Annotated in this window: 12 protein-coding genes; 10 read left to right on the top strand and 2 right to left on the bottom strand. The window is 35.9% G+C overall.

Going from position 1 to position 12,960, the window contains the following annotated elements; genetic code table 11:
• Positions 1 to 144 precede the first annotated feature (144 nt).
• The 7 genes from KFD70_RS18855 to KFD70_RS18825 all read left to right on the top strand — a co-directional run bounded on the left by KFD70_RS18855 (position 145) and on the right by KFD70_RS18825 (position 6,965).
• The gene (locus KFD70_RS18855; RefSeq protein WP_336452973.1) at positions 145 to 1,605 is read left to right on the top strand and encodes an alanine/glycine:cation symporter family protein; all 1,461 of its coding nucleotides are present in this window, start codon (positions 145 to 147) and stop codon (positions 1,603 to 1,605) included.
• A 169-nt stretch (positions 1,606 to 1,774) separates the two neighbouring features.
• Positions 1,775 to 2,503 carry an amino acid ABC transporter ATP-binding protein gene (locus tag KFD70_RS18850; RefSeq protein WP_336452974.1) on the top strand — a complete coding sequence of 243 codons (729 nt, stop codon included), beginning with the start codon at positions 1,775 to 1,777 and terminating at the stop codon, positions 2,501 to 2,503.
• A gap of 12 nt (positions 2,504 to 2,515) precedes the next feature.
• The gene (locus tag KFD70_RS18845) at positions 2,516 to 3,352 is read left to right on the top strand and encodes a glutamate ABC transporter substrate-binding protein (protein ID WP_336452975.1); all 837 of its coding nucleotides are present in this window, start codon (positions 2,516 to 2,518) and stop codon (positions 3,350 to 3,352) included.
• 65 nt (positions 3,353 to 3,417) lie between these two features.
• Entirely contained in the window at positions 3,418 to 4,074 is a 657-nt protein-coding gene (locus KFD70_RS18840; RefSeq protein ID WP_336452976.1) for an amino acid ABC transporter permease, read from the top strand.
• Complete coding sequence (locus KFD70_RS18835) at positions 4,075 to 4,719, top strand: amino acid ABC transporter permease (RefSeq protein WP_174100293.1); 645 nt, start codon at positions 4,075 to 4,077, stop codon at positions 4,717 to 4,719. It begins immediately after the preceding gene.
• Between the two features lie 463 nt (positions 4,720 to 5,182).
• Complete coding sequence (locus KFD70_RS18830; protein ID WP_336452977.1) at positions 5,183 to 6,607, top strand: amino acid permease; 1,425 nt, start codon at positions 5,183 to 5,185, stop codon at positions 6,605 to 6,607.
• Positions 6,585 to 6,965 (top strand): OsmC family protein, encoded by a 381-nt coding sequence (locus tag KFD70_RS18825; protein WP_336452978.1) that lies wholly within the window; start codon positions 6,585 to 6,587, stop codon positions 6,963 to 6,965. Before KFD70_RS18830 ends, KFD70_RS18825 begins: the two co-directional genes overlap by 23 nt.
• Positions 6,966 to 7,033: 68 nt before the next feature.
• Here KFD70_RS18825 and KFD70_RS18820 read toward each other — a convergent pair whose 3' ends face one another.
• Together KFD70_RS18820 and KFD70_RS18815 are read right to left on the bottom strand one after the other, a co-directional pair.
• A complete protein-coding gene (locus KFD70_RS18820) occupies positions 7,034 to 8,407 on the bottom strand; it encodes a sensor histidine kinase (protein WP_336452979.1) in 1,374 nt (457 codons plus the stop codon).
• Complete coding sequence (locus KFD70_RS18815) at positions 8,404 to 9,096, bottom strand: response regulator transcription factor (RefSeq protein WP_336452980.1); 693 nt, start codon at positions 9,094 to 9,096, stop codon at positions 8,404 to 8,406. The genes KFD70_RS18820 and KFD70_RS18815 overlap by 4 nt, the downstream gene beginning before the upstream one ends.
• A gap of 195 nt (positions 9,097 to 9,291) precedes the next feature.
• Here KFD70_RS18815 and KFD70_RS18810 point away from each other — a divergent pair, with 195 nt between their 5' ends.
• The 3 genes from KFD70_RS18810 (at position 9,292) to KFD70_RS18800 (ending at position 12,637) form a co-directional block, all read left to right on the top strand.
• The gene (locus KFD70_RS18810) at positions 9,292 to 10,518 is read left to right on the top strand and encodes a cell wall-binding repeat-containing protein (protein WP_420792364.1); all 1,227 of its coding nucleotides are present in this window, start codon (positions 9,292 to 9,294) and stop codon (positions 10,516 to 10,518) included.
• A 154-nt stretch (positions 10,519 to 10,672) separates the two neighbouring features.
• Complete coding sequence (locus KFD70_RS18805) at positions 10,673 to 12,133, top strand: SulP family inorganic anion transporter (protein WP_336452982.1); 1,461 nt, start codon at positions 10,673 to 10,675, stop codon at positions 12,131 to 12,133.
• A gap of 81 nt (positions 12,134 to 12,214) precedes the next feature.
• A complete protein-coding gene (locus KFD70_RS18800) occupies positions 12,215 to 12,637 on the top strand; it encodes a universal stress protein (protein ID WP_336452983.1) in 423 nt (140 codons plus the stop codon).
• Positions 12,638 to 12,960 lie beyond the last annotated feature (323 nt).

The raw sequence follows: 12,960 nt of genomic DNA, 5'->3' as shown, positions 1-12,960 counted from the left end.
AAGTATATATATCAAATATATACTTTGTTTTTTTATACAAAAATATGTTTGTTTTATCAAAATAATATTGTCATAGACTATAGATACATTTATACTTTTTATATATTCTGAATATTCTTTATAAAGAAAAGGAGGGGAAATAGATTGGAAGCTTTCGTTACTTGGCTAAATAGTATTGTATGGAGTCCCGCACTTGTTTATTTATGTTTAGGCGTTGGTTTATATTTTTCGATTCGAACGAGATTTTTACAAGTTAGACATGTGGGAGAAATGGTAAAGCTTACATTTCAAGGAGAAAAGTCAGAAGCCGGTGTTTCTTCTTTCCAAGCGTTAGCGCTTTCTCTATCAGGGCGCGTTGGAACAGGGAACATCGCCGGCGTTGCAACAGCAGTTGCATTTGGTGGACCAGGAGCAGTCTTTTGGATGTGGGCTGTGGCATTTTTAGGAGCGGGATCTGCTTATGTAGAATCAACACTTGCCCAAATATATAAAACAAAGCATCAAGGGCAATTTCGTGGTGGCCCAGCGTATTACATTGAAAAAGGATTAGGAATTAAGTGGTATGCACTTGTGTTTGTCGCTGCTACAATCCTTGCAACAGGGATGTTGCTTCCAGGTGTTCAAGCAAATAGTATTGCCTTAAGTTTGGAAACTGCTTTTGGCATTAATACTTCTATCTCAGGAGCAGTATTAGTCGTTGTATTAGCACTTATTATTTTTGGTGGGGTTAAGCGTATTGTTAACGTAGCACAAGTTGTTGTGCCATTTATGGCGGTTGGATATATACTTGTTGCTTGCGTAATTGTGTTTATGAATATTGAAAAGTTACCTGAAGCATTTATGTTAATTATAAAAAGTGCATTTGCATTAGAAGCGGCTTTTGGTGGAATTATTGGTTTAGCAATTTCTTGGGGAGTAAAACGTGGTATTTATTCAAATGAAGCTGGTCAAGGAACTGGACCACATGCTGCAGCAGCAGCGGAAGTATCACATCCAGCAAAGCAAGGACTTGTGCAAGCATTTTCCGTTTACATTGATACATTATTCGTTTGTTCAGCAACAGCGTTTATGATGATTATTACAGGAATGTATAACGTATTTGATGCAAGCGGAAAAAACTTCATTGTAAACAAATTGAATGGTGCAGAACCGGGTCCTGGATATACACAAGCTGCAGTAGAATCTGTATTCCCTGGATTTGGAAACGGTTTCGTTGCCATTTCTCTATTATTCTTCGCTTTTACAACAATTATGGCGTATTACTACATTGCAGAAACGAATATTGCCTATTTAAATCGTGATAAAGATCGTCCATGGATGTCACTTGTTTTAAAAATTGTTTTCTTAGGTGTTGTATTCTACGGCTGTATAAAAACAGCAGCAACCGCTTGGGCTCTTGGTGATATCGGTGTAGGGATTATGGCATGGGTGAATATCATTGCAATTTTATTCCTACAAAAACCAGCACTCCTTGCATTGAAAGACTATGAAAAACAGAAGAAAGAAGGAAAAGATCCTGTATTCGATCCTCGTGAACTAGGAATTAAAAACGCCGATTTCTGGGAGCACGAATACGGAAAAGATAAGAAAGAAGAAGTGTCATAATAGAGTATTTGTAAAACAATAACGGGCAGTATATCTGTCCGTTATTGTTCAAATAATGGGAATTTCTATTTGCGTGGTCGAATAAAATTTGAATCAGGTAAGCTTCATTTTATTAATAATTGGGCCAAGTTAAAATACGATAAAATTAGGGTGGAAAGGGGGAAAAAGATTGATTGCTTTTCGTGATGTAAATAAATTTTATGGTAACTTTCAAGTTTTGAAAAATATTAATTTACAAGTTCAAAAAGGAGAAGTAGTTGTAATCGTCGGACCATCTGGATCTGGAAAAAGTACATTACTTCGCTGCATTAACCAATTGGAAACAATTACAGAAGGAGAATTAGTAGTACAAGATGTTGAAGTACATAATCCGAAAACAGATATGAATAGATTACGCCGGAATATTGGAATGGTATTTCAACATTTTTATTTATATCCACATAAAACAGTACTTCAAAACATTACACTTGCACCAATAAAAGTAAGTAATGTCTCGAAAGAAGAAGCAGAAAAAACAGCGAGATACTATTTAGAGAAAGTAGGAATTCCAGAGAAAGCGGATGTGTATCCGCAGCAATTATCTGGAGGACAACAACAACGGGTAGCAATTGCAAGGGGATTAGCAATGAAGCCAGAAATCATGCTATTTGATGAGCCGACTTCAGCGCTCGATCCAGAGATGATTGGAGAAGTACTTGATGTAATGAAAACTTTAGCAAAAGAAGGGATGACGATGGTTGTCGTGACCCATGAGATGGGATTTGCGCGTGAAGTAGCAGACCGCATCATATTCATGGATGAAGGACAAATCATTGAAGATACAAAGCCAGTAGACTTCTTTGCAAATCCAAAGCAAGAAAGAGCACGATTGTTCTTAAGTCGGGTGTTAAACCATTAGAGGAGGGATTTCATGTTAAAAGCGAAAAAACTGTTTGTTTTAATTGTATTTTCATGTTTATTTACTCTTATCATAGCGGGTTGCGGAAGTAAGAAAGAGACGTCTAAAGAAGTGTCTAAAGAATCTTCTGGCGGGAATGTAGTAGATCAAATTAAAAAGCGTGGGAAACTAGTGGTTGGAGTTAAAAATGATACAAACTTATTTGGATTGAAAGATCCTGCAACAGGGAAGGTAGAAGGGTTTGATGTGGATGTAGCAAAAGCGCTTGCGAAAAAAATTCTAGGAGATGAGAGTAAATTAGAATTAAAAGAAGTAACTTCCAAAACGCGTATTCCAATGTTGAAAAACGGTGATATTGATGCGATTATCGCAACGATGACAATTACAGAAGAGCGTAAAAAAGAAGTTGATTTTTCAGATGTATATTTTAAAGCGGGGCAGTCGTTACTTGTGAAAAAAGGAAGCAAGATTAAGAGTATTGATGATGTGAAAAGTGGCGTGAAGGTATTGGCGGTAAAAGGGTCAACTTCTACACAAAATGTTCGTAAAAAATCACCAGAAGCAACGGTGTTAGAATTTGAAAATTATAGCGAGGCATTTACAGCGTTAAAAGCAGGAAAAGGTGATGTACTTACAACAGATAATGCCATTTTATATGGTATGGCAAAACAAGATGCAAATTATCAAGTTGTTGGAAAAATCTTTACAGATGAGCCGTATGGAATCGCTGTTCAAAAAGGAGCAACAGATTTGACAAAGGCAATTAATGATTTGTTAAAAGAAATGAAAGCAAATGGAGAATACGATAAATTATATGAAAAATGGATTGGTGAAAAGCCAGAGAAGTAAAGTATAGAAAGAGTAAGAGGATGAGAGATACTCATCCTCTTCTTGTAAAGAAAGAGGGGGGGCATTTGCCTGATTTTTCTATTCTTATAAACAATCTTGATTTGTATTTAGAAGGATTTAAATATACAGTGTTGTCCAGTATTGTTGCACTGATTGGGAGCTTTATTCTTGGCATTATTATGGCAGTGATGCGAATTGCACCCATTCGAGTTTTGAATTGGCTTGGCGCGACTTATGTAGAATTCATTCGGAATATTCCACTCGTTTTAATTGCATTTGTATTTTACTTTGCTTTTCCAGTAATGGGTGTAACATTAAATGGATTTGTTGCTGGTACAGCTGCACTTACAGTCTATACAGCAGCATTTATTGCAGAAGCAATTCGAGCTGGAATCTTGTCAGTACCGAAAGGACAGATGGAAGCAGCACGTTCTTCAGGCTTAACGTATGTGCAAGCCATGTATTATGTCGTTTTACCACAAGCTATTAAAATAGTAATTCCGCCATTAGGAAATCAATTTCTCAATTTAGTAAAGAACTCATCTATCCTTGGCATTATTGCAGGAGCAGATTTGATGTATCAAGGGGATTTAATCTCAACAAGAACATTTGTTACATTTGATGTATATATATTTGTTGGAATGTTTTATTTACTTTTAACTGTACCGCTTAGTATGCTTGTGCGTTACTTTGAGAAACGCTTAGCGAAAGGAGCGGTGTAAATGGACTTTCGAGGTGCTTATACAGGCGATCATATTTTATTTTTATTAAAAGGGCTACTTGTTACGTTAGAAATAGCTGTTATAGCAATTTTGCTTAGTTTTATTATTGGTAGTGTGGTCGGGACGTTGCGATATACAAAGATACCAGTCGTATCACAGTTACTAGGTTTTATCGTTGAAATCATTCGTAATTTACCGCTGCTTTTAATTATTTTCTTTACGTATTTTGCACTTCCAGAAGCTGGACTGAAATTAGAGATTACAACAGCAGCTATTGTTGCTTTAACGATATTTGAAGCAGCGATGATATCAGAAATTGTGCGAAGTGGCTTATTATCGATTGAAAAAGGACAAATTGAAGCAGCACGTGCCTCTGGATTATCATATGTACAAACACTGTGGCATATTATTTTGCCACAAGCATTGAGACGCATGGTACCACCACTTGTTAGTCAATTTATCTCTTTATTAAAAGATACGTCACTAGCAGTTGTTATATCTTTGCCAGAACTCATGCATAATGCCCAAATTATTAATGGACAAAACGTAAACTATATGATTCCTACGTTATTACTTGTTGCATGTATGTATTTTGTTGTTAACTACAGTTTATCGCTTGTGTCTAGAAAATTGGAAAGCCGTTAACTCTTACATGAAATAGGATGTAAGAGTTTTTTTATTTTTTACATATATAAATATAAGTTGAAAAATCGACATAAAACCTTTCTTTTTGGGTGGGAGAGAGGATCCGTCCATGGATAGAAGCGTTTTTCTGCCCCATGCCAAGTTAAAACAAAGAGAGAAAATGAGTGCAGTCCTCTTTTGTTTTCATAGCCCGCATTACCTGCCCGTAAAAGCCCGATTGGTGAGGGATGATTAAAGTTTCACTTTATATCTTGGAAAAATAAAATGGATTTATGTAGTATGGAAAATACCACTTGGAATATATTAACTTTTTAGTAGTGTAATTGTAAGAGGAATTAAAAAATATGATATTTTATCAGAAAAGTTTTAATTTTATATAGAAATTGTAACCGCTTTCGTGTATATTTTTATTATCAGAAAATTTTAAAAAGAGATAGAGGGTTTTTTATAGGGGAGGATTACGATGCAGCAAACAACGAACGAGAAATTACATCGTACGATGAAGAGTAGACATTTATTCATGATTGCACTTGGAGGTGTAATCGGAACAGGATTTTTTCTTGGATCAGGATATACCATTAACCAAGCAGGACCAGGAGGAGCGATTCTTTCTTATTTAGTGGGCGGATTTATTATGTATTTAACAATGCTTTGCCTTGGTGAGCTAACGGTTGCGATGCCAGTTTCTGGTTCCTTCCAAAAATATGCGACGAAGTTTATCGGTCCAGGGACCGGATTTATGATCGGCTGGCTGTACTGGCTTGGATGGGCAGTTACAGTTGGTTTAGAGTTAACATCGATTGGTTTAATGATGAAAAGATGGTTTCCACATGTCGATGTTTGGGTATGGTGTCTTGTATTTGGAGTTATTTTATATATGTCAAATGCTATCTCAGCAAAGAGTTATGCGGAATTAGAATTTTGGTTCTCAAGTATTAAAGTTATTACAATTGTTGCATTTGTTGTTCTTGGTGGTAGTGCGTTATTAGGATTTTTACCATATGACGGAAAAGAAGCAGCACCTCTTTTTTCTAATTTTGTAAGCGATGGAGGTTTGTTCCCAAATGGACTTGCTGCTGTACTTCTTACAATGATTACAGTTAACTTTTCATTCCAAGGTACAGAGTTAATTGGGATTGCAGCGGGGGAGAGCCAAGAGCCGGAGAAAACAATCCCGCGTGCAATTCGTAATACAGTATGGCGTATTATGTTGTTCTTTATTTTAACAATGACGATTTTAGTAGGTTTAATTTCTTGGAAAGACGCAGGAGTTATTGAAAGTCCATTCGTTGTTGTATTTGATAAAATCGGTATTCCATATGCAGCGGATATTATGAATTTCGTTATTATCACTGCGTTATTATCTGTAGCGAACTCAGGATTATATGCAGCGACGCGTATACTATGGTCACTTGCAAATGAAGGAATGGCACCGGCTTCTTTCAAAAAGGTAAATAAGCGTGGGATTCCGATTACAGCATTAGTAGTTACAATTGCAGTAGCAGCATTATCTTTATTAACAAGCTTTTTAGCGGAAGATACAGTATATATGTACTTATTATCTATCGCTGGCTTATCAGCTGTCTCAAGTTGGATTATCATTGCCTTATCACAACTTCGCTTTAGAAGTCAGTATATAAAGGGTGGCGGGAAATTAGAAGATTTAAAATATAGAACACCACTATATCCAATTGTTCCAATTTTAGCGTTAATTACAAATAGTATTGTTGTAATTAGTTTAGCGTTCATTCCAGAACAGCGTATGGCACTATATTGCGGCATTCCATTTATCATTTTCTGCTATGTGTATTATTATATAAATAAGAAACGGCAGCAAATTACGAAAGTGGAGATGGGAACAACATATGAAACTAACAATCAAGCATGATGATATTGAAGCAGAATTTTCAAATGGTCGATTGTCTATTGGAAAAGAAAGTGGACATACGCCGTTAGAATTATTGGTTTCTTCTATTGCAGGATGCAGTGCAATTGTATTTCGGACAATTTTAGAAAAGAAGCGTATTACATATGATACGTTTACAATTGAAACTGAAATTGGAAGAAGTGAAGTTTTATCGAGACCGGTAGAAAGCCTTCATTTGCACTATAGGTTAAAAGCAGAGGGGATTACACAAGTACAATTAGAAAAAGCGTTAGAACTTGCGGTAAAGAATTGTACGATTGCTCAATCTGTGAAGGATAGTATAAAAATTACGGAAACAGTTGAATTAATTAATGAATAAAATTTTGTAAGTGGTATGTAAATGCGAGGGTAATGTCTTATAGACATTACCCTCGCATTTTTATTTTTTTACATACTGATTGGAAATGAAATAGTAAAGCAAGAACCTTGATTTACTTCACTTGTAACAGTAATTGTTCCGCCATGTAGTTCGACTATTTCTTTGACAATGGCAAGTCCTAATCCAGTTCCGCCAGTTGAGCGAGATCTTGCTTTATCGACGCGATAAAACCGTTCGAAAATATGCGGGATATCTTCTTTTGGAATTCCTTCTCCTGTATCTTGAATTGAGAGTTTAATGTGTGTGTTATGCTCTGTAACGGAAATTGTAATTTGAGAATGTTCAGGTGAATGTGCATACGCATTATTTAAAATATTGATGATCACTTGTTCAAATCGTTGTTCATCAAGAGTTATAGAAAGTGAAGAAGGGCATGTTGAAGAAACATTGATATGCTTTGCTTCATACATGATATTCACTTTTGTAACGATGCGAGAAAGAAAAGTTTGTAAGTGTACTTCCTTTGTTTGAATCGAAAAGTTATGCTTTTCCATTTGCGCGAGTAAAAATAAGTCTTGTACTAAATTTGTAATGTAGTCAGCTTCATCTTTTATAATCGATAAATATTTTTGGCGCTGTTCAGGAAGCGTGTCATTTTTCATAGCGATATCTGCATATCCTCTTACATAAGTTAAAGGTGTTCTTAGCTCATGGGCGACACTTGCTAGAAATTCACTGCGTTCTTTTTTCATATAATGTAAATCATTCGCAAGTGTTTGAATAGACTGTGCAAGTTCACCAATTTCATCATTTCGATTACTTGTTAAAGAAACGGATAAATCACCATGACTCATTTTTTCAGTAGCATGCTTCATACGAAGAAGCGGCTTTGTTAACAGACGCGATAGAAGAAATATCGTAATGACTGTTAAAATAAATGTAACAGCACCAACAACAAGGAATTGTTTCGTAAGACCTGCAATCATTTGTTTAATAGAACTTGTGCCGAGAAACATATAAACATAACCTTGTATTTTTCCTTCTATTATTATCGGGCTAACTGTGCATATATAATTAGATGTTTTCCAGTGGTTTTCTATGATTGTTCCGTTATGATCTGCACTTGTTATCATTTCGACAATGTGCCTTTTTATAGTGGAATCTATATCATTAGATTTTGCTAATATTTCTTTATAGGAGTTTGTAATAACAACCTTTGTTTCAGCTTCTGACTCCATTAAAGCGACATGAGAGATTGTTTGGGAATCGAAATGTTTTTCAAGTACATCCCGATGGCTATTTCCTCGCTTTAATAATGCTGTCATTTCTTCATTTACTCTCGTATTGATAAGGCTGTAATAGAGCAATGCAAACAGGACGGTTTCGATTAAAAGCGTAACAATTAAAAAATAAAATCCGAGTTGAACAGAAATTCGTTTCATCGTGTAGCTCCTTGATTTTCAGTATCAATCCATCGATAGCCAACACCATACACGGTTTTTAAATGTTCATCAATTGGAAAATTAGCCTTTCGTAATTTATCACGTAAATTACGAATATGGGAATCCACTGTGCGATCCTCTGTATTTGTATCTAGCCCCCAAATTCGCTCAATAAGCTGATCACGGCTGAGTACATAGTTTACGTGACGCAAAAATAATCCAAGTAAAGAGAATTCAATTGGTGTAAGCAAAATCTCTTGTCCATGAACGGAAATAAAGTGCTTTGCTTCATCCCACAAAATCCCTCTATATTTTAGTTGTTCATGCTGATTGCTACGTCGCAATACGGCTTCAATTCGTGCTAATAGTTCATCTTCATGAAACGGTTTTGTTATATAATCATCAGCTCCGATTTTTAATCCTTGAACAACATCTATCGTTTGATCCCGAGCGGTTACCATAATGATAGGAACATTACTAAATGAACGAATCCTTTTACATGTTTCCCATCCATCCATTTTTGGCATCATAATATCGAGAAGAACAAACTTAAAACTTTGGTTTTCTATATAGGAAATGGCTTCTTGGCCTGACGTCGCAGAAATGCAATTATATCCTCTAGGAGTAAGATAAAGTGCTAATAACTCCAGCATACGTGGTTCATCATCTACGAGTAGTATATTCATCATATAATATCCTCCGTATTTGTATTCACTATTAAAAGTGTAATGCAAAATCATGGAGAAATGGTGCAGATTATGATGCGTCTGCATAATTTCTTCAGATTTGGTTGTTATCGTATAGTTGAAATTTTCATTTTAGGTAAAGGATATAGGTTCAAACGATAAAGGTGAGGAGGCGTTTTTTTGAAAAAAACAGCTCGAATGTTAAGTGTGACAATAGTTGCTGCATTTGGACTTGCAGCGTGTGGGCAAGCCAATACAGAGCATAAAAATCACGAATCTGAAAAAGAGAAGAAAAATGAGCAGCAAAAGGAAATGAATCATGAGGCGATGGCACCGAAAGAAATGAATGCAAAGGCATCTAGCGATTTATTAACAACAAGTTTAAAAAATATAACAAGATTAAATACAAATGATCCTGTGCAAATGGCAGTGTTAACATCACAAACAATCTGGCCAGCAACTCATAAAGAGAATCAACCAGGAGCGGTGATCTTAGTACCAGTTAATCAGTGGCAACTTGGGCTTGCTAGTGCGGATTTGATTCATCATCCGAACAATGGGCCTATTTTATTTACAAATAAAGAGGGAATTCCAGAGGCAACATTAAAAGAGATCAAGCGGTTAAATCCACTTGGAACAAAAGATGGAACTCAAATTATGGTAATGGGGGATGTAGGATCTTCTACATTAGATCAATTAAAAGAATTTAAAGTAAAACAAATAAAAGAAACAGATCCAGCTATATTTGCGAAAGACGTTGATAAAGAATATGCAGACATAACAGGGAAGTATCCAGAAAGTGTTATTATCGGTTCGTCTGAAGAAGAAGGGCGTTTATATACAACGCCAGCTGTAAATTGGATTGCACATATGCCAGAACCTCTTTTATATGTAACAAAAGATAAAGTACCCGAAGCTACAATTGAGGCGTTAAAAGCAAGAAAAGGGAAAGCAAATATATATATATTAGGTCCAGAAAAAATAATTTCAAAAGAAGTAGAAAAACAGTTAAGTAAGCATGGTAAAGTAACGCGTATTAGTGGGGAAAGTCCGACAGAAAACTCTATCGCTTTTGCTAATTTTAAAGATGAAAAAACGAAATTTGGTTGGGGATTCAAAAAACCGGGACATGGTGTATCATTTGTTTCAACAGAAACACCAGATTTAGCAATTGCTGGTGCACCGTTTTCTCATATGGGGAAACATGCACCTGTTCTATTATTAGATAAAGGGAAGGTTTCGCAACCAGTCTATGATTTATTGGCAACAATCCAGCCGAAGTTTAAGGATGATCCAACCTTAGGACCATATAATCATGGCTTTTTATTAGGGAATACGGAGAATATTTCATTTGAAACGCAAGGGATATTAGATGAAAGATTAGAGATTGTTCAGGAAAATGGCGGAGGTCATGCTGGACATTAAGTAGAAAAGACGCTGCATAAAAGCAAGCGTCTTTTTATTTTGGGAAACTTTTTCATAGCAAAAAATCTGACATTTATTATATAATAGCTCTCGTGCAGTCGGATCGATTTTCTTATGGAGGAAATTAAAAATAAAAAAGTAGAGGAGTGTTTTTTTGTTTCAAAAGATAAAAAACGAATGGTTTTCGAATGTAAAAGGCGATGTGTTATCAGGTATTGTTGTTGCACTAGCGCTGATTCCTGAAGCGATTGCCTTTTCCGTTATTGCAGGAGTAGATCCGATGGTTGGACTATACGCTGCATTTTGTATTGCCGTGACAATTTCATTTGTGGGCGGGAGACCGGGGATGATTTCTGCTGCGACAGGTGCGATGGCGCTGTTAATGGTGACGATTGTAAAAGATTACGGATTGCAGTATTTATTTGCAACGACGATTTTAACAGGTGTTGTACAAATTATTTTTGGAGTATTAAAGCTAAGTTCATTAATGAAATTTGTTCCGCGCTCGGTTATGAGTGGTTTTGTAAATGCATTAGGGATTTTAATTTTTACAGCACAATTGCCACATTTCAAAGGTGTAAACTGGCAAATGTATGCGTTAGTAGCATTAGGACTCGTAATTATTTATCTATTTCCACGTATTACAACAGCAGTACCGTCTACACTTGTTTCTATTATTATTGTGACAAGTATTGCGTTACTCAGCGGATTTGAATTACGAACTGTTGGCGATATGGGAAATTTACCAACCGAATTACCGTTCTTTAGTATTCCGGATGTACCATTTACGTTAGAAACATTAGCTATTATTTTACCTTATTCGATTATGTTAGCTGTGATTGGTTTATTAGAATCGCTATTAACAGCATCTCTTCTAGATGATATAACAGATACACCGAGTAATAAACATAAAGAGGCAAGTGGTCAAGGAATTGCCAATATTGTTGCTGGTTTCTTTGGTGGAATGGCAGGGTGCGCGATGATTGGACAATCTCTTATTAATATGAAATCAGGCGGACGTGGTCGATTATCAACATTCGTTGCTGGTGGCTTTTTAATTGTTCTACTGTTTGTTCTTGGTGACTATGTTGTCCATATTCCAATGGCAGCATTAGTTGCGGTTATGATTATGGTGTCTATTGGAACATTTGATTGGAATTCTGTATTTACCCTTCATAAAGTTCCAAAGGGTGACGCGTTTGTTATGGTCGTAACAGTTGCAATTGTTCTTGTAACACATAATTTAGGACTCGGTGTGATTATCGGTACGGTAATAAGTGCCGTACTATTTGCAGCGAATATGGCAAAGATTCACGTGAAACATTTTTATATTGGTGAGAAAAAGAGATACACTGTTCACGGACAACTCTTCTTTGCATCTACTACAGCATTCATAAATACGTTTCAGTTTAAAGAAGATGTAAAAGAAGTAGAAATTGATTTTACACATGCCCATATATGGGATGATTCAGCAGTAGCAGCCGTGGATAAAGTTGTGATGAAGTATGAGCAAAATGGTGTGAAAGTAAATATAACGGGATTAAACGAGCGTAGTTCGCAGCTTGTTACAAAATTGGCTACTTATAATAAAAATAAAGAACAAGCTGTTAGTTAAATAGGAAGAACCTTTTCGGGAGGCCGAAAGGGTTCTTTTTGTATTATAATACGAGTATGATGATGAAAGGGGCTTCAGCATATGTACAAGCAGATTATACTAGCATGTGATGGTTCAGAACACGCAATGCGCGCAGCAAAACATGCCGCACACATCGCTATGTTGAGTAAGGAAATAAACGTTGAAGTTGTATACGTAGTAGATAATAGAACGGCAAAATCAGATATTATACAGGGACAAACAAATATAGAAACAATTTCAGCTAGTAGAAAAGATAGATTAAAAGAAATTGAGGCTTTATTACAGCAAGAAGAGATCTCCTATAAAATTACGATTTTACATGGTGATCCAAGTGATACAATTATTCAATACGTAAATACAGGAGACATTGATCTTGTAATTGTGGGGAGTAGGGGATTAAATACATTACAAGAAATGGTGCTCGGTAGTGTAAGTCATAAAGTAGCTAAACGAGTGAAATGCCCGGTGATGATTGTAAAGTAACAGACAATAGAAATGTTGTCTGTTTTTTATCATTTCCCGACAGAAAACTCCCACCTCAAGGAATGGATAGGATATGGTCCAATGAGTAGGTGGGAGATGAATGGCGGTTAGGCAAAAGCCTAATGGTTCTTCTTGTTGAAGAGTTAGTATGAGGTATCGGAATCCGTTCGTTCCTATAGAAGGGAAATGATGCAGTAAGAAGCATTCTTACATATAAGGAATTGTTCCATCATAAAATTCCATCCATATGTATACATTTTTGAAGGGCGACAGAGGAATTTCGACAAGAAGAAATGATACGAGAGAAGTATTTTTGAGTATAA

The organism is Bacillus pfraonensis (assembly GCF_050768835.1).
GTDB classification, from domain to species: Bacteria; Bacillota; Bacilli; order Bacillales; family Bacillaceae_G; genus Bacillus_A; species Bacillus_A pfraonensis.
The sequence above is the reverse complement of the archived record's forward strand: the minus strand, read 5'-3'. Positions and strand labels throughout refer to the sequence as shown.

Coding starts and splice junctions, on each gene's coding strand:
- KFD70_RS18820 (WP_336452979.1), bottom strand. CDS start 8,407: ATGAAACGAATTTCTGTTCAACTCGGATTTTATTTTTTAATTGTTACG.
- KFD70_RS18815 (WP_336452980.1), bottom strand. CDS start 9,096: ATGATGAATATACTACTCGTAGATGATGAACCACGTATGCTGGAGTTA.
- KFD70_RS18825 (WP_336452978.1), top strand. CDS start 6,585: ATGAAACTAACAATCAAGCATGATGATATTGAAGCAGAATTTTCAAAT.
- KFD70_RS18810 (WP_420792364.1), top strand. CDS start 9,292: ATGTTAAGTGTGACAATAGTTGCTGCATTTGGACTTGCAGCGTGTGGG.
- KFD70_RS18835 (WP_174100293.1), top strand. CDS start 4,075: ATGGACTTTCGAGGTGCTTATACAGGCGATCATATTTTATTTTTATTA.
- KFD70_RS18845 (WP_336452975.1), top strand. CDS start 2,516: ATGTTAAAAGCGAAAAAACTGTTTGTTTTAATTGTATTTTCATGTTTA.
- KFD70_RS18830 (WP_336452977.1), top strand. CDS start 5,183: ATGCAGCAAACAACGAACGAGAAATTACATCGTACGATGAAGAGTAGA.
- KFD70_RS18800 (WP_336452983.1), top strand. CDS start 12,215: ATGTACAAGCAGATTATACTAGCATGTGATGGTTCAGAACACGCAATG.